At 39.0% G+C, this 22,321-nt stretch carries 22 protein-coding genes; 1 reads left to right on the plus strand and 21 read right to left on the minus strand.

Translation table 11 applies throughout. The annotated features are described in order from the left end of the window. Positions 1–46: 46 nt before the first annotated feature. The 21 genes from lgt to IGI49_RS09425 all read right to left on the minus strand — a co-directional run bounded on the left by lgt (position 47) and on the right by IGI49_RS09425 (position 21,593). A complete protein-coding gene (lgt, locus tag IGI49_RS09325) occupies positions 47–880 on the minus strand; it encodes a prolipoprotein diacylglyceryl transferase (RefSeq protein ID WP_429964283.1) in 834 nt (277 codons plus the stop codon). Then, positions 877–1,818, minus strand: coding sequence for an HPr(Ser) kinase/phosphatase (gene hprK / locus IGI49_RS09330; protein WP_207701012.1), 942 nt, complete (start codon positions 1,816–1,818; stop codon positions 877–879). Before hprK ends, lgt begins: the two co-directional genes overlap by 4 nt. A 118-nt stretch (positions 1,819–1,936) precedes the next feature. Beyond that, complete coding sequence (locus IGI49_RS09335; RefSeq protein WP_207701011.1) at positions 1,937–2,299, minus strand: phage holin family protein; 363 nt, start codon at positions 2,297–2,299, stop codon at positions 1,937–1,939. Then, positions 2,299–2,604, minus strand: a complete 306-nt coding sequence (locus IGI49_RS09340; RefSeq protein WP_207701010.1) for a PspC domain-containing protein — start codon at positions 2,602–2,604, stop codon at positions 2,299–2,301. Before IGI49_RS09340 ends, IGI49_RS09335 begins: the two co-directional genes overlap by 1 nt. Positions 2,605–2,629: 25 nt before the next feature. Next, positions 2,630–4,168 (minus strand): daptomycin-sensing surface protein LiaX, encoded by a 1,539-nt coding sequence (gene liaX, locus IGI49_RS09345; protein ID WP_429964284.1) that lies wholly within the window; start codon positions 4,166–4,168, stop codon positions 2,630–2,632. A 259-nt stretch (positions 4,169–4,427) separates the two neighbouring features. After that, complete coding sequence (locus IGI49_RS09350) at positions 4,428–5,807, minus strand: MATE family efflux transporter (RefSeq protein ID WP_429964285.1); 1,380 nt, start codon at positions 5,805–5,807, stop codon at positions 4,428–4,430. A 209-nt stretch (positions 5,808–6,016) separates the two neighbouring features. Then, positions 6,017–6,694 (minus strand): phosphate signaling complex protein PhoU, encoded by a 678-nt coding sequence (phoU, locus tag IGI49_RS09355; RefSeq protein WP_429964286.1) that lies wholly within the window; start codon positions 6,692–6,694, stop codon positions 6,017–6,019. A 24-nt stretch (positions 6,695–6,718) separates the two neighbouring features. Continuing rightward, positions 6,719–7,474: a phosphate ABC transporter ATP-binding protein PstB gene (gene pstB / locus IGI49_RS09360; RefSeq protein ID WP_207701007.1), complete on the minus strand. Its 756-nt coding sequence runs from the start codon at positions 7,472–7,474 to the stop codon at positions 6,719–6,721. A 17-nt stretch (positions 7,475–7,491) separates the two neighbouring features. Next, positions 7,492–8,292 (minus strand): phosphate ABC transporter ATP-binding protein PstB, encoded by an 801-nt coding sequence (gene pstB / locus IGI49_RS09365; RefSeq protein ID WP_207701006.1) that lies wholly within the window; start codon positions 8,290–8,292, stop codon positions 7,492–7,494. A gap of 10 nt (positions 8,293–8,302) precedes the next feature. Then, a complete protein-coding gene (pstA, locus tag IGI49_RS09370) occupies positions 8,303–9,190 on the minus strand; it encodes a phosphate ABC transporter permease PstA (protein ID WP_207701005.1) in 888 nt (295 codons plus the stop codon). Beyond that, positions 9,190–10,116: a phosphate ABC transporter permease subunit PstC gene (gene pstC / locus IGI49_RS09375; protein WP_429964287.1), complete on the minus strand. Its 927-nt coding sequence runs from the start codon at positions 10,114–10,116 to the stop codon at positions 9,190–9,192. The genes pstA and pstC overlap by 1 nt, the downstream gene beginning before the upstream one ends. A 277-nt stretch (positions 10,117–10,393) precedes the next feature. Beyond that, on the minus strand, positions 10,394–11,242 hold the full coding sequence (locus IGI49_RS09380; RefSeq protein ID WP_429964288.1) for a phosphate ABC transporter substrate-binding protein PstS: 849 nt from the start codon (positions 11,240–11,242) through the stop codon (positions 10,394–10,396). A 69-nt stretch (positions 11,243–11,311) separates the two neighbouring features. Next, positions 11,312–12,763 carry a cardiolipin synthase gene (gene cls, locus IGI49_RS09385; protein WP_207701002.1) on the minus strand — a complete coding sequence of 484 codons (1,452 nt, stop codon included), beginning with the start codon at positions 12,761–12,763 and terminating at the stop codon, positions 11,312–11,314. A 135-nt stretch (positions 12,764–12,898) separates the two neighbouring features. Continuing rightward, on the minus strand, positions 12,899–13,783 hold the full coding sequence (gene ftsX / locus IGI49_RS09390; RefSeq protein WP_207701001.1) for a permease-like cell division protein FtsX: 885 nt from the start codon (positions 13,781–13,783) through the stop codon (positions 12,899–12,901). Beyond that, positions 13,776–14,465 (minus strand): cell division ATP-binding protein FtsE, encoded by a 690-nt coding sequence (gene ftsE, locus IGI49_RS09395; RefSeq protein WP_207701000.1) that lies wholly within the window; start codon positions 14,463–14,465, stop codon positions 13,776–13,778. The genes ftsX and ftsE overlap by 8 nt, the downstream gene beginning before the upstream one ends. A gap of 94 nt (positions 14,466–14,559) precedes the next feature. Continuing rightward, positions 14,560–15,670, minus strand: a protein-coding gene (gene prfB, locus IGI49_RS09400) for a peptide chain release factor 2 (protein ID WP_429964289.1) whose coding sequence is annotated in 2 segments (ribosomal slippage) — positions 14,560–15,597 and positions 15,599–15,670 — 1,110 coding nt in all. Because the reading frame shifts where the segments join, the coding sequence is not laid out codon by codon here. An 89-nt stretch (positions 15,671–15,759) separates the two neighbouring features. Beyond that, a complete protein-coding gene (secA, locus tag IGI49_RS09405; RefSeq protein ID WP_429964290.1) occupies positions 15,760–18,291 on the minus strand; it encodes a preprotein translocase subunit SecA in 2,532 nt (843 codons plus the stop codon). 304 nt (positions 18,292–18,595) lie between these two features. Continuing rightward, positions 18,596–19,141: a ribosome hibernation-promoting factor, HPF/YfiA family gene (hpf, locus tag IGI49_RS09410; protein ID WP_010759975.1), complete on the minus strand. Its 546-nt coding sequence runs from the start codon at positions 19,139–19,141 to the stop codon at positions 18,596–18,598. A gap of 139 nt (positions 19,142–19,280) precedes the next feature. After that, the gene (locus IGI49_RS09415; RefSeq protein ID WP_429964291.1) at positions 19,281–19,949 is read right to left on the minus strand and encodes a ComF family protein; all 669 of its coding nucleotides are present in this window, start codon (positions 19,947–19,949) and stop codon (positions 19,281–19,283) included. Next, positions 19,946–21,250, minus strand: a complete 1,305-nt coding sequence (locus IGI49_RS09420; protein WP_429964292.1) for a DEAD/DEAH box helicase family protein — start codon at positions 21,248–21,250, stop codon at positions 19,946–19,948. The genes IGI49_RS09415 and IGI49_RS09420 overlap by 4 nt, the downstream gene beginning before the upstream one ends. A 55-nt stretch (positions 21,251–21,305) precedes the next feature. Then, positions 21,306–21,593 (minus strand): DUF7662 domain-containing protein, encoded by a 288-nt coding sequence (locus IGI49_RS09425; RefSeq protein WP_429964293.1) that lies wholly within the window; start codon positions 21,591–21,593, stop codon positions 21,306–21,308. A 74-nt stretch (positions 21,594–21,667) separates the two neighbouring features. On the opposite strand from IGI49_RS09425, the gene IGI49_RS09430 reads away from it, so the two are divergent. After that, on the plus strand, positions 21,668–22,312 hold the full coding sequence (locus IGI49_RS09430; protein ID WP_429964294.1) for a YigZ family protein: 645 nt from the start codon (positions 21,668–21,670) through the stop codon (positions 22,310–22,312). Positions 22,313–22,321: the final 9 nt, after the last annotated feature.

The raw sequence follows: 22,321 nt of genomic DNA on the forward strand, positions 1-22,321 counted from the left end.
TCCTCCTGTCTTTAATCCTAACATAATTTTATTTTAATGTCGTAAACTATACTATATACTGATTAGTGCCCTGATCCCGTCGATAAGCTGGAATCGGTGGTTGCTTTTTCCGTCGTAGATAGATTACTAACCAAGCACTCACAAATAGTACTAAAGATAAAGCTTGAGATACTCTTAGCTCACCAAATAAATATAAGCTGTCTGTCCGCATTCCCTCAATAAAGAATCGAGCAAAACTGTACCAAACTACATAGCTCAAGAAGATTTCTCCTTGCTTGAAAAGGCTGGTTTTCTTTCTTAGAAGTATCAGTATGACAAAACCAAGCAGGCACCAAAGCGACTCATACAAGAAAGTTGGTTGCCGATAAGCGCCATCAATATACATATTTTCGATTATGAACTGTGGCAAATGCAAGCTCTCTAGAAAACCTCTAGTAGTTTCCCCACCAAATGCCTCATGGTTCATAAAGTTGCCCCAACGACCCATTCCTTGTGCCAGAATTACACCAGGTGCGCAAACATCTAAAAACAACCAAGGATCAATAAAATGATACCGCGTATAAATGATCAACACAATCACTGCTGCAATCAAACCGCCATAGATCGCCAGACCACCGCTCCGAGTATTAAATATCTGGATTGGGTCAGCTAAATAAGGTTCTAAATCAAATAAAATAAAATACAGTCGGGCCCCAATAATAGCGATCGGCAGTGCCCATATTAAATAATTAGTCATATCATCTTCTTTCAACCCCACGCGAACAGCTTCACGACTTGCTAGCCACAACGCAATAGCAATCCCAGAAACAATAATAATCGCATACCAATAGATTTCAAGACCAAATATTTCAAAGGCTGTCCGATTTACTTGAGCAATCATTTATTTTGCCCCGAATTCTCATCAATTAAAGCAGTTAATCGGTTTTCAAATGTCTTTGTCGCATCGTAGCCCATGCTCTTCGCTCGGAAATTCATGGCAGCAACTTCAATAATAATTGCAACATTTCGTCCCGTTTTAACTGGAATTTTTATTTGTGGAATATTCACTTCTGCAATTTCAACTTCTGTATTATCGCTACCCAAGCGATCATATTTCTTATCTTTGGCCCAATTTTCCAAATAGACAACTAACTGGACAGGCATAGATCCGCGAACCGCACTTGCGCCAAACAAATCCATGACATCGATAATCCCAACTCCACGAATTTCAATCAGGTGCTGTAAAATTCTTGGCGGTTCACCAACCAAAGTTAACTCATCCTGCTGATAAACATCCACACGATCATCGGCAATTAAACGGTGCCCTCGCTTTACAAGTTCGAGAGCCGTTTCACTTTTCCCGATGCCGCTGTCTCCTTGGATCAGAACTCCTAAACCATATACATCCACCAAAACACCATGCACACTAGTACGTGGTGCCAGGCTGCCATTCAAGAAGCTGGATATCTCTCCTAATAAACGTGAAGTCGCTATCGGTGATCGCAAGACTGCAATACCGTGCTCTTTTGCTGCATCTACCATTTCTTTCGGCGGTGTTAACCCACGAGACACAATAAATGCTGGCGTATCTTCACTGCACATTCTCCGCATTACCATCAATCTTTCTTCCGGAATCATACGCTCCGCAAAGGTTATTTCTTTATTTCCAAATAGCTGTAAACGATCATGAGAGTAGTAATTAAAATACCCAGTCAATTCCAGACCTGGTCGTGAGATGTCGCCAGTCACAATCACTCGTTCTAAACTGTTTTCATCTCCGGTCACTACTTCCAAAGAAAGTGCTTCAACTAATTCTTTCACTTTAACTGTTTCAGACATTTGAGCCCCTCTTTCTATCAGTTTCCGTTCTATTTTATCATTTATTGGAGAGGGTTACTAGGTTATAGAACCTTTCTGAGACAAAACTAAAAAACCAGAAGACAAAAGCGTCTTCTGGTTAACGTTCGTTATATTTATCAAGATAGTGTTCCGAGACAATTACATTGACAATTGCCATCACGATAGCTACCAAGATGGCTGTTCCAAAGCTTGCAAAGCCGAAGCGGTAACTTCCTACAATACTGGAAGTCATTTGTAACATACCAGCGCTGATCACAAAGCTGAATAGTCCGAAGGTCAATAGATTCAATGGTAAAGATAGGATCGTTAAGATCGGTTTTACCAGTGTATTGAGAATAGACAAGATAAAGCTTGCGAGAATAGCTACCCAGATATTTGCGACAAATACATGTGCTGGAAATATCACGGACAATGAGATGAAAATCAATGTATTAGCTACTACGCGCTGCAAGTAAGTCATTAAAAGTCGCTCCAGTCATCGTCATCAACGGGTTCAGCTTGCTTACGTTCCTTTGTCTTCTTTTGACTTGTGTTATTACGTCCATAATAAGGATTATCGTGGCCATAAGAATTGGTCCGTGGTCCTGCGGGAATTACTAATGCCAACAAGACATATAAAACAACTGGTGCACCAATCAAGCCAAAACTCAAGAAGACATAAATGACACGAACAATGGTAGGATCAATGCCGAAGTATTCCGCAATTCCAGCTAAGGTACCAGTTAGTACCACATTGCTCCTTGATTTTGTAAGTCTCTTTTGCATATATAATCTTCCTTCCTATTATTCCTTATTTGTCAAAATCTTTCAAGAAAATACTTCCTGTTGTCGTAGAAACATCAATTTGTGCCATTTGATCATTGGTTCTTCTGAATTGAAGCAAGCGATTGGTTTTTTCTTTTTTCTCACGAACCACCTCGTAGTCTGATAAGCGATGGTTGATATTTCCCAAGCTTGTTTTCGCCATTCCTTCTAAACCTAATGCTTTAGGAAACGATACTTTAACGTTCCCATTGACAGAACTTGCTTTAATTTTTTTCAACGTATCATGACCAACAGTTAGTTTTACATCACCATTGATTAATGAAACGCCATAATTTTGAACTGATGCTCTTGAAGAAATCGTTCCATTGACTGTTTCAATGATCGAATCTAGAATTTCTCCTTCGCGAATTTCAATATTGCCGTTTACACCTTGAATTTCCAACATGGTGGCATTAATTTGTTTGAATACGATATTGCCGTTAGTTGATTTCGCATACACATCTTTAGCATCCAATTCTTCAACGATTAAGTTACCATTCAATAGTTTCACTGCAACATGATCGTAAGTCCGTTTTGGTAAGTAGAAGACTAATTCCGCATTTACCCGTTTATTAGGTACTTGGAAAGTAATATGTTCGTCATTAACTTCAACTTGACTGCGTTCCATAAAGGATTGCAAGGGTGTTGCTTCATTCATTTTACCGTAAAGCTTAACTTTAGCATCCACTTTGATGTCTTCTTCATCCCAAGACTTGAAGGTTACTTTACCATTTGCTAATTTTACATCAATCAAGGTTGGTTCAACACCATTGTATAAAAACTGATGTTCAAATTTAGTAGTAGCCACGCCAGGAACTTTTACATTAATATCTTTCCAATCGACGTTTTCTTCAACTGTTTCCGAAACTGTTTTTATTGCTTTCTTCATGAACTTGCCAAACTGGACACCAGCTTCGCCTAACTTTTCGCCTACTTGATTGAAGGTCTCACTTGCTTGTTCCTTCAACTCTTCAGGAATTTCAAAATTCATGTAAAGGCGTTTGCCTTTAGCTTCTTGATCCTCACGAATGGATTCTAATGCTTCTTGCTGTTCCAGTTCTTGGTTTTCTAAACGGATTAACTGTTCTTCCCAATCTTTGATCTCAGCTTCCACACGTTCACGAATCGCTTCATCTTCATCTGATAAAGCATCTAATTCTTCCTTCGTGTTTAGTTCCATCAGTACTTCTTGTTTTTCCCGAATGTCATCCTTAAGCTCTTGCTTTTCACAATTAATTTCATCAATACGAGCAGAAATCTGATTGGCTTCGGTAGCTAACTCATCGAAGTAAGCTTCTAAATCTTCCAGCTCATCTTCTTTTGCTTTACGTTCTTCTCCATCGGTTTCCCAATCATCAGCCAGGTTAGCGGCTTGGTCGCGATGGTAAGAGTCTACCTTATCTGCGTCCTGCTCAATTTGTGCTTCGTCTTTGGCTTTCGCCATGCTTTCCAATAAATCTAAACCTTCTTCAGTTGAGATGATTCCTTTTTTAACTAGTTCTAAAACTCTTTGTCTTTCATTCATAAAAAATTGCCTCCTTCAGCAATCAAACGTTTGGGTTACTTAACTTATGTACTTATTATGCAATGTTTTTCTTCATTTGTCATAGGACTAAAGGCTTATCTTTTTCTCCAACCATCGAAACCTTTCAAAAGAAAAAAGCCTGAATTCACTTCTAACTACTGAAAGTGTACCGAATTCAAGGCTTTTTGTCATGAGCAGAGATTAGATAAAACATTTTGTTTAGCAAAAAGTCACAAAATCTTCTAGCATTTTTTTGCTGTTAGTTGAATTTACTGGTTGCAGTTGCTTCGATTTCTTTGTTCAACACTCTATCACGTGTAATCAACCGCTTGAAAAGAGCTATAGAAACTAAGGCGGCTATAGTTTCCGCAATAATAAAGGAAAGCCAAATTCCGTTAAGTCCCCATATTTTGCTCAGTAGTAACGCTAAAGGCATCGTAATACAAAACTGACGTAATAAGAACACGAGCAGCGATTCTTTCCCTTTGCCCATTGACTGAAATAGCGTGGGCAAGATAAAACCAAACGCTGCGGGAATAAAACTAATGGAAATAATGCGTAAAGCTGGAATACCGATCACTTGCATTTCATCAGAAGCATTAAATAAATCCAGCAACTGAGCAGGAAAAATTTGAAATAACAGGACGCCCACCAGCATAATTCCTAATGCTGCAACTAAACAGATTTTCAAACAGTGCACTAACCGATTAGCATCCTTTCTACCATAGTTATAACCCATAATTGGCATTGCACCTTGAGTTAAGCCGCTGACCGGCATAAAGACAAAGGTTTGAAGCTTATAGTAGACTCCGTATAAGGAAACTGCGGTTGTTGAAAAGGAGATTAAAATGGCATTTAACCCCATCACTAAAAATGATCCTAATGCATTCATACAAGTATTGGGAATCCCTATGAACAAAATCTGCTTAATCGTCTCAACATTGTATTTAAACTCTCGCAGCTTTAGAGTAACCTCCTGATTCTTCTTTAATAAGAAGTAGAAGGACAGCAGCATACAAATGAATTGCGCGGTGACTGTTGCAATAGCCGCTCCTGCCACGCCCAAAGCTGGAAAACCAAACCAACCAAAAATTATGATTGGATCCAAAACGATATTAATTACGGCACCAATGACTTGGATCATCATCGGAATGCTCATTTGACCCGTCGATTGAAAAATTTTTTCTATTAAAATATAGTAGAAACTCGTAAAACTAAAGTAAACAACGATATACATATAACTGGAGGCATCAGCAACAATCGCCGCATCCTGGGTGAACATTTGTAAAAACTGCTCGGTGCCTACTAACCCAAATAAACAAAAAATTCCTGAAGCAATAGTGGCCAACATCATGCCATGAGCCACTGTACTATTGGCCTCTTTGTGTTCCTGCTCCCCAAGTTTGCGTGAGATGTAAGAGTTCACCCCAACTCCAATTCCCACCGATACAGAAATAATCAAACTTTGAATTGGAAAAACTATTGATACCGCAGTTAGTGCTCCCTCACTGATTTGAGCCACATACATACTGTCGACAATATTATAAAGCGACTGAATCAGCATTGAAACCATCGGCGGCAATGCCATACCGAACAACAATGATGGCATGGGTTTCTCAGCCATTTTATTCATTTTCATTTTTCTCCTCTTTCTCGCAGAAAAAGCCCGCTCTTACTATTTTAAGTCGTGAAAATAGCAAAATACGGGCTTTAATAAGCAATATTCTATTATCGTCATTTTACAAAATTAACGCTGAGTTTTCAAGCTGAACTTAAAAAACTTAGTATAAACCAATATATATTTTGAAAGAAGCAAAAAAAGACACGTACAATAACGTGTCCTCAAGCCTAAAACTGCTCATCGCGATTGCTGTTTAATTCAGTAATTTTACCCGAAGCAAGGTAAACAATCCACTCACAAATATTCGTCACGTAATCGCCAATTCTTTCTAAATAGCTGGCTACGTTCAAATAATCTGTTCCGCTGATAATCGTATCAGACTGCTGTTCCATGGTATCAGTAGTCATTTTGTAAATCTTTTTGAAATACTCGTTTACACGATCATCCATCTTAGCAATCATACGAGCATCTTTTTCATCCGTTTTAACGTAGGCAATTAGGACATTGTCTACCATTTTTTTCACATAGTCTGACATTTCAGAAATGACTTGTTCCACTTCGAGAATACGGGGCATCCCTTTTAAACGGATCGTTGATTTAGCTACAGAAACTGCGTGATCTCCCATCCGCTCCAAATCAGAGCTGGCTTTCATAATAGTAATGATTGTCCGCAGATCCGTCGTAACAGGTTGCTGCAATGCGATCATTTCAAAGCTTTTCTTTTCCAGTTTCACTTCCATGTTGTTAATTTCATTGTCATTGTCGATGACTTCCTGAGCTAAATGTTTATCATGCTCAATATATGAACGTACGGATTTGTGAACAGCACTGGAAACTGACATCCCCATTTCATAAAATTGATTATGCAGATTTAATAAATCTTCTTCAAACTGTGTACGTAGCATTGTTTCCCTCCTTAATTCTATTTTCTAACCGAATTTACCAGAGATATAATCTTCAGTTTCTTGCTTAGCAGGATCCAGAAAGATTTTCTTTGTCTTATCAAACTCGATTAGCTCACCTTGTAAAAAGAAAGCTGTTTTATCAGAAATCCGTGAAGCTTGAGACATGTTATGAGTAACGATAATAATTGTATACCGTTCCTTCAACTCTAAAAGCATATTTTCGATTTTCCCGGTAGAAACAGGATCCAATGCACTAGTTGGCTCATCCATCAAAATAATTTCTGGATTTACTGCTAAAACCCGAGCAATACAAACTCTTTGTTGTTGACCGCCCGATAAAGATAGTGCACTTTCATGCAATTTATCTTTGACATCATTCCAAACAGAAGCAGCCTTCAAGCTTTCTTCCACAACTTGGTCTAGTTTCACTTTATCTTTTTCACCTTTTAATTTTAACCCATAAACAATATTCTCGTAAATGGAAAAAGGAAAAGGATTGGGTTGTTGAAAAACCATACCGATTTGTTTGCGCAAATCAACTGTATCTGTTTTAGGACTGTAAATATCCTTATCTTTATACACAACGCTTCCAGTAATTGTTACATCAGGAATCAAATCATTCATTCGATTCAAGCATCGCAGATAAGTAGATTTCCCACAACCGGAAGGTCCAATCATTGCAGTAATTTCATTTTCGTTAAAAGATAAATCAATTCCTTTTAAGGCCTCTTTCTTTCCATAATAAAGGTGAAGGTCTTTGGAAGTAATAATCTCAGACATTTGTTTTCCTCCGTCTCTTAACCAAAGTGCCCAGAAACATAATCTTCGGTTGCTTGAATTTTTGGTCGTGTGAAGATTTTACGCGTTTCATCGTATTCGATCACATGCCCAAGATAAAAGAATGCTGTGTAATCACTAATACGAGCAGCCTGCTGCATATTGTGAGTAACAATAATAATTGTATAATCATCCTTCAATTGAGTTAATGTTTCTTCCACCGTACCGGTCGAAATCGGGTCTAATGCACTCGCTGGCTCATCAAGCAGTAAAATATCTGGCTTCATAGCAATTGCACGAGCAATGCATAAACGTTGTTGCTGTCCACCTGATAAAGCTAACGCACTTTTGTCCAGATTATCTTTCACCTGATCCCATAAAGCAGCCTGCTTCAAGCTGGTTTCAACCATTTCTTCTAATTTGTGTTTATCCTTTTCTCCATGCTGCTTCAAGGCAAACGTAATATTTTCACGAATAGATTTACTAAAAGGATTCGGACGCTGAAATACCATGCCAATTCGTTTGCGCATTTCGTACACGTCAATATTATCTGCGTTAATATCTACGCCTTTGTACATAATTTTCCCAGTCACACTGGCAGTGCTGATCCCATCATTCATACGATTTAAGGAACGCAGATACGTAGATTTCCCACAACCTGAAGGTCCAATTAAAGCGGTAATTTTATTTTTTTCAAATTCTAAATCGACACCTTTTATCGCTTCGTTTTCTCCGTAAAAAACGTGCAAATCTTCTGTATGGAGGACAACATCTCCAGGCATATGGATGATATTGCGTTCTTCCCAATTATATTCTTTCATCGAATTCTCCTTATGCTGAAGTCATCTTTTTGTGCAGACGTTTACCAATCGCCCGTGCACCAAAATTAAATAGCAATACTGCAATGATCAGAACTGCAGAAGCACCAGCTGAAACACTGGCTCCATCCGGCATGGTTCCTTCTGTGTTAATTTTCCAAATGTGTACCGCCAACGTTTCCGCTTGTCGAAAAATGCTAATTGGACTTGAAACACTCAGCGGGTTCCAGTTGGTAAAATCTAAAGCCGGCGCACTCTGACCAGCTGTGTAAATCAGTGCAGCAGCTTCACCAAAGATACGACCAGAGCTCAAAATAATCCCTGTCAAAATTCCTGGCGAAGCATCAGGAACAACAATTTTAGTGACTGTTTCCCAACGTGATAAGCCTAGTGCTAGACCCGCTTCTCGCTGTGTATAATGAATTGCTCGCAAGGATTCCTCAATGTTACGTGTCAGCAATGGCAGATTAAACAAGGTTAGCGCCAAAGCTCCTGACAAAATCGAGAAACCATAACCAAACTGAATAACAAATACTAAGAATCCAAACAAACCCACTACAACTGAAGGCAGTGAACTCAAAATTTCAATTGAAGTACGAATTAGTCCAGTCAACCAGTTGTCTTTCGCATACTCTGATAGGTAAATACCAGCTCCTAAAGAGATCGGAAAACTAATCAACATCGTAATAAATAATAAGAAAATCGAGTTAAATAATTGAATTCCAATACCACCGCCTGCTTGGTAAGCTTTGGACGGGGAGGTTAAAAAGTTCAATGAAATATGCGGAACTCCGCGAACTAATATATAAAGCAATAGAAAAGCTAGAATACAAACAATTAATCCAGAGATCACGTATAGAACCCCAGTGGCAATCTTATCGGCACGTTTTGCTTTATCCATTATTTAATCGCTCCTTTTTTACCAATATAGCGAATCACAATATTGAAGACTAACGACATAAACAATAGGATCAATGCTAGTGACCACAGAACATTGTTTTCTACCGTGCCCATAATCGTGTTACCAATGCCCATTGTTAAGATTGAAGTTAAGGTTGAGGCTGGCGTCGTCAAACTAGTTGGCATTAAGGCAGCATTACCGATAACCATTTGAATCGCCAAGGCTTCCCCAAACGCACGAGCCATCCCAAATACTACTGCTGTTAAAATTCCCGGAATAGCTGCTCGCAGCACAACTTTGTAAATCGTCTGCCATCGTGTCCCACCTAAAGCCAATGATGCTTCCCGGTAGTAACGTGGTACAGATTTCAACGTATCAACAGTCATTGTCGTTACTGTCGGTAGAATCATTACGAACAGAACAAACGTTCCAGATAAAATCCCGAACCCAGTTCCCCCAAACACAGAACGGACCATCGGAACAATCACAGACAAACCAATAAATCCATAAACTACAGATGGAATACCTACCAATAATTCAATAACTGGCTGTAAAAATTTCTGTCCTTTGTTTGGCGAAATCTCTGTCATAAAGACTGCTGCGCCAATCGCAAACGGTGTAGCGACGATCGCTGATAAAAAGGTGACTACAAATGATCCAACAATCATTGGCAGGGCACCTACTAGCGGCTGTCCATCTGGACCTGTTGCACTAGGATTCCAAGTTGTCCCAAATAGAAAGTCAAAGACATTGATTTTATCTACAAAAAATGTAGCCAACCCTTTGCTGGCGACAAAATAGAAGATAGCACCTACTACAAATACAATCAAGGCGATGCAGATGAAACTGATGAATCGTCCTCGTTGCTCGATACGTGCTCTTTTTGATTTAGTGGTCAGAGCTTTTTTTACTTCTTCATTCTCCAAAGGATATTCCTCCTAAACGATAATCTAACGGATTCATTTTACAAGTTGAACGTCAATTTCTTTTTAACCTTGTGTAAAGCTTGGATGACAATTGTAAAGATTGTGTAAATCAGACTGAAAAAGTGTGATTTATCTCAATTCTAGCCTACTTTTTTAGATACTCAAAGCGATCCTACTTTTCCCAAGAAATTCAAATTTTTACTAAGGAAAAAGTATAGAGTCTTAGTATTTCCAGTTTTTGACGAATTTTCTATAAAAAAAACTGAGGAGCATTTCCTCAGTTTACGATATTACCTTGCCAATCACGTTCAACTTTCATGGAAGAAATTGGAATGTACCCTAATTTTGGTACAATCCGTTTTTGTATTTTCTCAGATTGTATATATGCCAAAAATTCAGCGCTCAGCTCACTTGGTTTGCCTTTGGTATACATGTGCTCATACGCCCAAATTTGCCATTTATTTTCAGCAACGTTCTCATCTGTTGGTTCAATACCATCGATGCTTAATGTTTGTACATCGTCACTTACATACGAAAATGCAGTGTAGCTGATAGCACCTGGAGTATCCGCAACAATTTGGCGGACCATGCCACTAGAATCCTGCTCCTGTGCTCGAACAGCCGTTTGGCCATCCAGCACCCATTTTTCAAAGGTAGCACGTGTGCCACTGCCAGTTGCCCGGTTTAGAATGACGATATCTTCATCTGTACCACCAATTTCTTTCCAGTTGGTGATTTCACCTAAAAAGATTTTGCGTAGATTTTCTAAAGAAATATCTTTTACACCGATATCTTTATTTACAATAGGGGTAATACCTACAACCGCAACTTTGTGATCCGTTAGCTGATCAGCATTGATCCCACTTTTTTCTTCCGCAAACACATCCGAATTACCGATTTCAACCGCACCAGATTGCACTTGGCTTAATCCAGTACCACTTCCGCCGCCTTGGACGTTAACAAATTTGCCGGGGTTCTCATTTTGGTATTCCTCAGCAACTGTTTCTACCAGAGGCTGCAGTGCGGATGAACCAACTGCGGTAATTGATTCACCACGATCAATCCATTTAGAACAGCCTGATAATAAAAGTACAGTCCCTAAGAGGGGCAGTAACCATTTTTTCATTGGAATTCTCCTTTTAATAGAAATAAGCTAATTTATTGTACCATTTCATTTTTAAAGAGCAAGAGTTATTTACAGTAGTGGAGAGATCAAGCGGGCAATTCCTTCCTTAAATTTAATTACCAGCCCTCTCTGGTCATAACGTTCTTGGGTTAATACTTGTGATTTTTCGGAATCGTTGAAAAAAGCATTCCGAACTTCTGTAGCAAAATGACTGTCATAAATAACCGTGTTCACTTCAAAATCCAGTTGGAAAGAGCGAACATCAATATTTGCCGAACCGACTGAAGCAATTCCTTCATCAATAATCATGGTTTTTGCATGAATAAAACCATTCTCATAGGTCTCAATAATAGCTCCATATTCCAAAAGTTCAGCAGCAAAAGAATAGGTAGCCCAATAAACTAAAATGTGATCTGGCTTATTAGGAATTTGAATACGAACCTTTACACCTGAAAGTAAGGCAGATTTTAACGCTTCATGAATAGAATCATCTGGAATATAATAAGGTGTTTGAATCAGAATTTCTTTCTTTGCTAAATTAATCATTTTCAAATAAGTCATCTTAATTTGTTCGTGCTCACTATCTGGTCCACTGGTTACAATTTGCAAAGCACAATGACCTCCAGATTCAATTTCTGGAAAATAGATCGGCTCATACAGTACTTCGTTTTTATGTTGAGAATTCCAATCCATTAAAAAACGATTCTGCAAGGAATAAACCACATCGCCACATACACGAATATGATTGTCGCGCCAATACCCAAATTTTTCGACAAGACCCAAGTATTCATCACCGACGTTAAAACCACCGGTATATCCAATGTTACCATCGATGACAACAATTTTACGATGATTGCGATAATTCATACGGGGATTTAAATAAGGTACAAACAACGGGAAAAAAAATTCTACTTCGCCATCAGCCTCTAGCAACGAAGCAAAAAATTTGCGATTTACTTGAGTAGATCCCCAAGCATCCAATAAAAGTCGAACTTTTACTCCACGTTTAGCTGCATCAACCAAAGCATCTCTCACTTCTATTCCTAAGGCATCACTGCGGTAAATATAATATTCCATATGAATATGCAAGGTTGCCTCTTGAATGTCTGCTAACAGCGCATCAAATTTCTCTCTGCCATCAGTATACAGGGTAACCTCGTTATTCGTCGTGTAAAGTGAACTTTCAAACATAGTTAACATATAAATTAACTGCTTAGGGTTCACTTGATTTGTAGAAGGTCTAGGGAATAACCCTCGATTCAGTGCTCTCTGCTGCTGTTCAATCTCAACATTCATTCCGACCTTCGTTTGCATCTTCAGGTCAAAAATTCGTTCCTTCGAAATTCCCTTACCTAAAAATATGTACATAATGAAACCGACCACCGGTAAAAATGTCAAAATTAGCAGCCATGCCCAAGTCGTAACCGTATCTTTCCGCTCTCGAAAGACAATAATTAATGATAATATCGTGTTCACGATTAGGAAAACTAGCCCCATATGTCCCAACAAAAAACTCACCATGCTCCACTCCTTCCTTTAAAGAATAGCGAAGAAGGTCCCGATTGTAAACAAAAAACATAGTTATTTTAGCGGTTCCCTTAACCCGAAACAAATAAAAAGTGTTGGCGAAATGAATCACCAACACTTTCCTTTGTTTTAAATTTTTAAGAAACGACGCATTGAAATGATCGAGCCTAATGCTCCAATCAAATACCCGCCAACAGCCATCAGAATATCAAGCTTCCAAACAATGCTGTTTGGAGCGAGCAAGTTTAAATTAGACTGCAACAAGTACGGTGCAGCCAACTCATAAATTTGCTGGTAGCCATACGTCAAAATTAGAATAGGAACAATCGAACCAATTAATCCAATCCAACCACCTTCCAAGAAGAATGGCCAACGGATATAACCATTTTTAGCTCCTACTAAACGCATAATTTGAATTTCACGTTTACGGGAAATGATTGTGATACGAATAGTATTGGAAATTAGGAATATTGCCACAAAAATTAGTAAGGCCGCTGCAGCTAATCCCCAGGTCCTAACAACTCCTGCAATTGTAATAATACGATCAGCTGAACTACCACCGTAATCAGCGCGATTGACATTTGGTAATTCTTTGGCTTGATTAGCAACCGGTTTAATGTATTGTGAATCTGTCGCGCTGACAATATACACATCATACAAAGGATTGTTGTCGCCTTCAAATAAATCCCAAGCATCACCTAATGCTGTTTGAATCTTTTTAAGCTGATCTTCTTTACTAGAGAATTGTACCTTTTCTACATGGGAAATGTCAGCCAAATCGGTTTTTAACTCTTTTAAGTCCTTCTCACTAGTACCGATGTCTACAAAGACTGTCACATCAACATTGCCCTCAACATCTTGTGCCAATTTTGTTGCGTTCATAATAATTGCCAGAAAGACACCAGCTAATGTTAAAGTAATGGTTACTGCACTGACAGACGCCAAAGTCATCCAGCCATTACGTTTTAAGCTTTTGATACTTTCCAACAAATGTCGGAAGAAATTTCTAATCATCGAATTCGTATTCTCCTCCCGCTTCATCTCGAACAATCAAGCCATTTTCAATCGCAATCAACCGGTGACGCATGGTATCCACGATTGTCTTATTGTGAGTCGCCATTACAATGGTTGTTCCCTGCGCATTGATGCGCTCCAACAATTTCATAATTTCCCATGAAGTTTCAGGGTCAAGATTCCCAGTTGGTTCATCGGCAATCAACACTTTAGGTGTATTAACGATCGCCCGGGCAATAGATACCCGCTGTTGTTCGCCCCCAGATAATTCACCTGGGAAGACACGAACCTTATGCTTCAAGCCGACTAAATCTAGCACTTCCATTACTCGTTTTTTAATATCGCGAGGTTTACGTCCGATTACTTGCATTGCATAAGCAACATTTTCATAGACCGTTTTCCGTGGAAGTAATTTGAAATCTTGGAAAACCACACCAACATCCCGGCGCAGGTAAGGTACATCTCGGTTCTTAATTTTTAGCAAATCATGTCCGGCAACTTCTAATTTCTTTCCTGAAGTTGCTTTTTCTTCCCGGTACATCAATTTGATAAAGGTTGATTTCCCACTTCCAGAGGGTCCTACAACGTATACAAACTCCCCTTGATCAATATTGACCGTAAGACCGCGAACCGCCGTAGTCTTATTGGGATACTTTTTCACCACATCTTGCATTTCAATCATGGTTATCTCTCCATATCCTCTTAAATTCTTAGCTATTATAGCACGGAAACATTGCAACAGGCTTTCAGTAGTTTACAATTTGATTTCATTTGACTTAGTTGCTTTGACCCAAATGCCATTTTAAGTAAGCGTCAATAAAGGGATCTAGATCACCATCCATGACTGCTTGCACATTTCCAGTTTCATAATTTGTTCGATGATCCTTAACCATAGAATATGGATGAAAAACATAAGAACGAATTTGTGAGCCCCAACTGATATCCATTTGTTCCCCACGCAAGGCAGCAGCTTCCTGTTCTTTTTTATCCAATTCCATTTGATAGAGTTTCGCTTTCAACATGGTCATAGCCGTTTCCCGGTTATGAAATTGTGAGCGTTGCGCTTGACTAGCAACCACTGTACCCGTAGGTAAATGCGTAATACGAACAGCTGAGGAAGTTTTATTAATATGCTGACCACCAGCACCACTAGCCCGGTAAACGTCCACCTTCAAATCATCAGGATTTACTTCTACTTCAATTGTACCATCCAGTTCTGGCATAACATCCATTGAACAAAAAGAAGTATGTCGGCGATTTGCGGAATCAAATGGCGAAATACGCACTAACCGATGAACGCCCTTTTCTGATTTTAAATAGCCATAAGCATTTAATCCCTTGATCATCAAAGTAACACTTTTAATTCCGGCTTCATCACCAGCTTGATAATCAATAGTTTCCACACTAAAACCATGCTGTTCCGCCCAGCGAGTATACATCCTTAACAACATAGAACCCCAGTCCTGTGACTCAGTTCCACCAGCCCCTGGATGAAGTTCTACAATCGCATTGTTTTTGTCATAAGGAGCATCTAAGAGTAAGGACAGTTCAAAACCAGCTACCTGTTCCTTTAGTTGCTGCAGCCGATTCACCAGCTCTGTTTGCAATTCTGGATCATATTCTTCCTGCTGCATTTCAACCATTAAATTCAGCTCTTCGGCTTCTTCTTTGATATCGTTAAATTTAGTAAAGGTTTCCTTTTCTAAATTATTTTTGTTAATTAGCTCTTGAGCCTTTTCGGAATCATCCCAAAAGCCCGGATCTGCCATTTGATGCTCAGCTTCAGCAATATCCTCCTCTAACCGATCAAGGTCAAAGAGACCCCCTAAAGCTGGCCACTTGCTCTTGGATTGTATCTAACAAGTTTCTGATCTCTGCGTTTTCCAAAGTCATTCCTTCTTTCATCTTGGATCAATTTACATAGAAAGACGAGACATAGCTGTTAAGCTACTATGTCCCGTCCGATAGTTAGGATATTATTCTCCCTTACCGTGGCAGTTCTTGTATTTTTTCCCACTGCCGCATGGACACGGATCATTTCGTCCTACTTTTTGAACCTTTTTCGGCATTCTCTTTGTACTAGTTAAATTTTTCGGATCGCCATCTGCTTCAACTGGATGAGTTTCTTGTGGTTCTGCTACTTGCTCCCGCTGAACGTTCTGGCGAATCTCAGCTTTCATGAACAGACGAGTAACTTCATACTCAATGGCCCCAACCATATCCTCAAACATTGTATAACCTTCAGTTTGGTATTCTACTAATGGGTTGTTTTGTCCATAAGCACGAAGACCAATTGATTGACGTAATTGATCCATTGCGTCAATGTGATCCGTCCATTTAGTATCTACTACTCGCAAAATAACTACTTTTTCAAATTCTAACAGTTGTTCTGGACTATGAAGCTGAGAAGCTTTAGCCTCAAATACTTCTTTCGCCCGATCAAACAACAGATCTTTCATTTCTTCTGGCGTTTTACCTTCTAAATCAGACACAGAAATAGAATCTTCATGGACCAAAGCATTACCAGCAAAATCTATGATACTTTCTAATGTCCAGTTATCTTTTTCAAGTTGAGTATGACTATCAACTACACGAGAAACTGTCCGGCGAACCATGTTCAATAATTGTGAAGAAAGATCCTTTTCTTCCATAATTACATCTTGCCGCTGTTTATAGATAACTTCCCGCTGCTCCCGCATAACATCATCATATTGCAGGACATTTTTACGAGTATCGTAGTTGTTACCCTCCACCCGTTTTTGAGCGGATTCAACTTGTTTCGTCAACATTTTACTTTGAATAACTGCATCTTCTTCTTCCACTTTCATGCGGTCCAAGAAGGCTTTGATTCGTTCCGATCCGAAACGCTTCATTAAATCATCTTCTAGAGATAGATAAAATTGTGAAACACCTGGATCTCCTTGACGTCCTGAACGTCCCCGCAACTGGTTATCAATACGACGTGATTCATGACGTTCGGTACCAATAACCGCTAATCCACCTAATTCAACAACGCCTAAGCCCAATTTAATATCTGTACCTCGACCAGCCATGTTAGTCGCGATAGTTACAGCACCCTTTTGGCCGGCGTTCATAATAATTTCAGCTTCCTTGAAGTGGTTCTTAGCATTCAACACCTCATGAGGAATCTTTTCGCTATTCAACATATCTGATAATAGTTCAGAAGTTTCAACTGCTACGGTACCTACCAGAATCGGCTGTCCTTTGCGGTGACGCTCTTTGATGTCCTGTACTACTGCTTTAAATTTACTTTCCAAAGTTGGGTACAGTAGATCCGCGTGATCTTCACGAATAACCGGCTGATTCGTCGGAATTTGAATAACTTCGATGTTGTAGATTTCACGAAATTCTTCTTCCTCGGTCTTCGCAGTACCAGTCATTCCAGACAGTTTCTTATACATACGGAAATAGTTTTGGAATGTGATGGTAGCCATAGTTTTCGTTTCGTCTTCGATTTCCACGCTTTCTTTGGCTTCGATCGCTTGGTGCAGACCATCTGAATAACGACGGCCGTCCATAATCCGACCAGTAAATTGGTCGACGATTAGAACTTTACCTTCTTGAACCACATAATCAATATCACGAATCATAATATAATTTGCACGCAATGCTTGATCTAAATGGTGTGTCAATGCAGTATTTTCTAAATCATACAAGTTCTCCAAGCCGAAGTTATCTTCTGCCTTTTCGATTCCTTGTTCGGTTAAACCAATTGTTTTTGATTGAACATCGATCTTATAATCATCATCTTCCCGCAATCGCTTAATAAAATTATCTGTACGAGTATAAAGAGCGGTTGATTTCTCAGCAGCTCCTGAAATGATCAATGGAGTTCTAGCTTCGTCAATTAAGATAGAGTCAACCTCATCAACAATTGCATAATTTAATGGTCGCTGAACCATTTGACTACGATAAACTACCATGTTGTCTCTTAAATAATCGAAACCAAGTTCGTTATTCGTGCTATAGGTAATATCACAGGCATACGCTTCACGTTTTTCATCAGCCGTTTTTGAGTTAATATTTAAGCCAACACTCAAGCCTAAGAAATTATACAGTTCTCCCATCTCAGTAGAGTCCCGTGTTGCCAAATATTCATTAACTGTAACTACGTGAACGCCTTCCCCAGTTAGAGCATTCAAATAAACCGGCATGGTAGCGGTCAAGGTCTTACCTTCACCAGTTTTCATTTCTGGAATATTCCCGTCGTGTAGTACGACCCCACCCATTAATTGTACATGGTAAGGATACAAACCTAATACTCTTTTAGCAGCTTCTCGAACTACCGCAAAAGCTTCAGGTAATAGTTCATCCAAGGTTTCACCGTTTTTGTAGCGGGTTCTAAACTCATCTGTTTTTGCTCGAAGTTGTTCATCGGAGAGTTTCTCCATATCTTCAGCATGGCGCTCGACTTGATTCGCGATACCGTCTAAACGCTTCAGTTCTTTTTTATCGTTTTCGATCATCTTTCTTAGAAAGTTTGCCATTCGTTTTTCTTACTCCTTTGTGCTCTCTTTGATTTGTCTACAAATCTGCTAGTCTATTTTATCATTAGTGCCATGGAAAAGAAACTTATCCCAGGAATAAAAAGAATATCTTTACAAAAAGTACCACCTACTTTTACTATTTTGGTAAAAAAACGCCCGATTTACTCCTTTTAGTAAAAAACTAGCGGTTTCTAGTGATAGATTTAATCATTCGAATTTTTTCATAAGAAAATTATGACCCTAATTATAAACAAGAAATTATCCCAAAATAAAAAAACCTCAGCCTAAGCTGAGGTTAATAAGATTAATCTGTTTCAATTAAACCGTATTTGCCATCTTTACGACGATAAACAATACTAGTTCCGTTAGTTTCAGCATCTTCAAAAATGAAGAAATTGTGTCCTAACATATTCATTTGTAATACCGCTTCCTCGCTGCCCATTGGTTTTAAAGAAAGACGTTTTGTACGCACGATTTCTAATTCTGAAGTTTCTTCTGCTTCATCATTCAACTCTACTGCTACCTCACGGGTTGGCAAAGAAGTTTCACGTGCTTTACGGTTGATTTTTGTTTTGAATTTACGAATTTGACGTTCTAATTTATCCACAACCAAATCAATACTTGCATATAAATCTGGTGAAGTTTCCTCGGCACGTAGCACTAAGTAAGGAAGTGGAATCGTTACTTCAACTTTGGCAGTTTTTTCAGTATAAACTTTCAAGTTCACGTGTGCAGTTGCATCGGGCACATCAGTGAAGTAGCGTTCTAATTTCCCCACTTTCTTCTCTACATAATCACGAATTGCTTCAGTAACTTCGATATTTTCTCCTCGAACGTTATATCTAAACATACAAATTGCCCCTTTCGTCTACCAACTGAAGATAAGGGGAAGGACCACTCTTCGCCCCACTTCTTACCTCTATTATAACCAACTCTAATCGGTTTGCAAAGTAAATCGCTATCATTTTTTTGTTCAAAACCAGAAATCCTTACCTTGCAAAAGTCAAGCTTTGCACTGCTTTAGCGCCATTTTTATATAGAATTTCTGATGCGTGAAACAAAGTTCTTCCTGTAGTATAAACGTCATCAATTATAAGAATCTTTTTGTCTTTAATTTTACTTTCGTCTCCTTTTAATTTGTATGGCTGCGGCATTTGCAAGCGCTCGAAACGATTTTTCATCGACTGTGGACGGTCATCTTTTTTTCTTTCCAAAAGAATTTTGTAGGAACAATCATCTGCCTCTAAACAGGCAATCACCTGATTAAATCCTCGCTGGCTGAATCGTTCCTTTGATAAAGGAATCGGACAAAACAAAAAATCTGAATAATTCCTTAGCTCTTGCTTCAACTCCCTGGCAAAAGCTTTTCGTAAACGATAATCTCCCTTGAATTTATAGGCCTCCACCCATTGCTGGAAGCCCTCATCATATGCAAACAATGCCTGATTTTGTAAAGTATACCCTTGAATTTTCTGCCATCTTTGACAATCTGCACAAAGCTCTCCGTCATTTATTCTCCCACAGCCTGGACAAGTTATTTTACCTTTCAAACGAGAAAATTGTTGCTCGCAACGAAAACACAATACCTCAGGTGTTTTAAACCATTCGATAAGTGTTAAATTTTCAATAATATCCGTTTGGCAGTTCCTGCATTTCATCCAATCAACCCCGCTTTCTTCGCTAATTGATTGTTTTCTTCAATCTCTTTTACAGCCTGCTTAATGGTTCGAGTCCATTCACTTGTTACAAAACAAACTTCTGCTTTGCGAAACAATCCCTTGCGATCGGCTCTTCCTGCAATCTGAACTAAAGCTGCCTTGTTGAAGACTTGATGGGCAGCATCTAAAATCATAACTGAGACACCTTCAAAAGTGACTCCTCGTTCTAAAATGGTAGTGGTAATCAAAATTTGATACTGGCTATCCCGCATATTTTCTACTTTGACTAAACGTTCTTCATCATTAGCAAAAACTGTAGTTACGGCTAAATTAGGTTCCTTGCCCAGCAATTGATTTTTAACAACTTCCAACAAAGGAATGCTGGGACAAAAAAACAGCACATCATTTTTTTCCAATAAACGCATTAACTCGTTAGTAACAGCTTTAGGTAGTTTACCTTGATCCAGCTTTTTATTTAAAAATAAGGATAAAAGTACTTTGGGTACGGGCAACTGTCTTCTATGGTATCGTCCAGGCAGCCGGTAGCAGTAATCTACTGAACGCAGCAGCAGTTTAGAAGGTGTTGCGCTTAAATAAACAATGCTTCCTTGCGATTGTTTGCTGCGGGCAATTGCTTGCTCTAAAAACGGATTATTGGCATAAGGAAATGCATCCACTTCATCTAAAATAATTAGATCAAATGTGTGATGATAGCGAAACAACTGATGAATAGTACAAAAAATCCACTGATTTCCAGCGTCAATTCGTTTACTACCGTGATAGAGACTAATTTTTTCCTGTTGGAAGGACTGGGTAAAGCGCAGATGCAGTTCGTTGCAAACGTCTACTCGTGGAGATGTAACAGCGATTCGTTTACCTTGTGACAAATAATCCTGAATCAAAGGAAACAACATTTCAGTTTTCCCCGCCCCAGTGACCGCCCAAATTAGAAATGTATTAGCCTGTGATTGATCCCTCACCAACTGTTGCGCTATCTCATTTTGGGCTTGCGACAATGTTCCTGTCCATTGACAAGATACACTTCGCTTCGTCAAGGGGGTTGCTGGGAAAGTATATAGAAATTGATTACTGCTAATACGGCCTAAACTAATACAAAATGGACAATAGTAAAATCCGGCTGGAACTTGCTCACTAGAAGTGCTGCCACAGCGTTGACAGCATCTGCCTTCTTTATCAGCCTCATTCATAGCTGGGATCTTTTGCGCCTTAGCTATATTGACGGTTGGATAAAAGGTTTCCCACTCACTTTTTAATAATCGTTGGCCTTCATATGCATTCATTTCATTCACCTCAAAGTAATGTACGCAAAAAAAGTGAACAAAATTTTATTTTCGCTCACTTTTTGAATAACCAGTTAGATTTAACTAATCGATTGAAGACCACATATTCTTTTTTTAAGCTCACATGTACTACTTCATAACCGGCATTCAACCAACCATATGCACCTTTTTCAGGATGACGATAATCATTTGCCCACCAATCCAAATCCTCCCGAGCTGTTTTGGGCAGTCCACTGCTGGGAAACAACAATTCGTCGTATTGAGTAAAAGTTAATGTTACTTGTGAACCACCATTACTTTTTAAGTAATGAGTAATTCCATCATATTTTTTGGCTCGGACCATTATCTGTTCCTCCTTTTCGACGATTCATTTCTTTTTTAGGATGGTTCCACTATACTATACTTTGAGGTGATAAAATGTTGCAAAATTATCGAACTATTCAGCAAGATAGTATTCATGAAACCGAGATCAAAAAATCCCAGTTTATTTGTTCCTTAAAACGTGTAACAACCGAAGAAGTAGCAAAGGCTTTCATTCAATCCGTAAAAAAGGAGCATTGGAAAGCCAATCATAATTGCAGTGCTTACGTGTTAGGTGATCATCAGGAAATTCAACGAACTAGTGATGATGGAGAACCCAGTGGCACTGCCGGTATTCCCATGTTGGAGGTTCTAAAGAAAAATGAACTGATCAACGTGGTTGCCGTTGTCACTCGTTACTTTGGTGGAACTAAACTAGGTGCTGGCGGATTGATCCGTGCATATTCTGGTTCAGTTGCCAACGCAATTCGGGAAACCGGCATCGTCGAAGGTCGACTGCAACAAGAAGTCTTAGTCACTCTTAGCTATGCCAACTGGAGTAAAATGGAAAATTTTATTGAAAGCCAACAGATTGCTGTAAAAGATACTCAATTCACTGATCAGGTAGTGGTGACCTGTATGATTGATGAACCTGGCATCACTGAATTTGAAGCTCAAGTAATTGATCTGATGAGCGGTCAAGCAGATTTTACAACCGGAGAAATCGCATATTTCGAACAATTGGTAAAGGAAGCAGACTAGCAGCTTCCT

This window comes from Enterococcus sp. AZ071, from assembly GCF_050499065.1.
GTDB lineage: Bacteria > Bacillota > Bacilli > Lactobacillales > Enterococcaceae > Enterococcus_A > Enterococcus_A ferrettii.

Coding starts and splice junctions, on each gene's coding strand:
- IGI49_RS09430 (WP_429964294.1), top strand. CDS start 21,668: ATGTTGCAAAATTATCGAACTATTCAGCAAGATAGTATTCATGAAACC.
- IGI49_RS09340 (WP_207701010.1), bottom strand. CDS start 2,604: ATGCAAAAGAGACTTACAAAATCAAGGAGCAATGTGGTACTAACTGGT.
- secA (WP_429964290.1), bottom strand. CDS start 18,291: ATGGCAAACTTTCTAAGAAAGATGATCGAAAACGATAAAAAAGAACTG.
- IGI49_RS09335 (WP_207701011.1), bottom strand. CDS start 2,299: ATGACTTACTTGCAGCGCGTAGTAGCTAATACATTGATTTTCATCTCA.
- IGI49_RS09425 (WP_429964293.1), bottom strand. CDS start 21,593: ATGGTCCGAGCCAAAAAATATGATGGAATTACTCATTACTTAAAAAGT.
- phoU (WP_429964286.1), bottom strand. CDS start 6,694: ATGCTACGTACACAGTTTGAAGAAGATTTATTAAATCTGCATAATCAA.
- hprK (WP_207701012.1), bottom strand. CDS start 1,818: ATGTCTGAAACAGTTAAAGTGAAAGAATTAGTTGAAGCACTTTCTTTG.
- lgt (WP_429964283.1), bottom strand. CDS start 880: ATGATTGCTCAAGTAAATCGGACAGCCTTTGAAATATTTGGTCTTGAA.
- IGI49_RS09350 (WP_429964285.1), bottom strand. CDS start 5,807: ATGAAAATGAATAAAATGGCTGAGAAACCCATGCCATCATTGTTGTTC.
- pstB (WP_207701007.1), bottom strand. CDS start 7,474: ATGTCTGAGATTATTACTTCCAAAGACCTTCACCTTTATTATGGAAAG.
- IGI49_RS09415 (WP_429964291.1), bottom strand. CDS start 19,949: ATGAAATGCAGGAACTGCCAAACGGATATTATTGAAAATTTAACACTT.
- pstA (WP_207701005.1), bottom strand. CDS start 9,190: ATGGATAAAGCAAAACGTGCCGATAAGATTGCCACTGGGGTTCTATAC.
- ftsX (WP_207701001.1), bottom strand. CDS start 13,783: ATGATTAGAAATTTCTTCCGACATTTGTTGGAAAGTATCAAAAGCTTA.
- cls (WP_207701002.1), bottom strand. CDS start 12,763: ATGGTGAGTTTTTTGTTGGGACATATGGGGCTAGTTTTCCTAATCGTG.
- IGI49_RS09420 (WP_429964292.1), bottom strand. CDS start 21,250: ATGAATGCATATGAAGGCCAACGATTATTAAAAAGTGAGTGGGAAACC.
- liaX (WP_429964284.1), bottom strand. CDS start 4,168: ATGAATGAAAGACAAAGAGTTTTAGAACTAGTTAAAAAAGGAATCATC.
- hpf (WP_010759975.1), bottom strand. CDS start 19,141: ATGTTTAGATATAACGTTCGAGGAGAAAATATCGAAGTTACTGAAGCA.
- pstB (WP_207701006.1), bottom strand. CDS start 8,292: ATGAAAGAATATAATTGGGAAGAACGCAATATCATCCATATGCCTGGA.
- ftsE (WP_207701000.1), bottom strand. CDS start 14,465: ATGATTGAAATGCAAGATGTGGTGAAAAAGTATCCCAATAAGACTACG.
- IGI49_RS09380 (WP_429964288.1), bottom strand. CDS start 11,242: ATGAAAAAATGGTTACTGCCCCTCTTAGGGACTGTACTTTTATTATCA.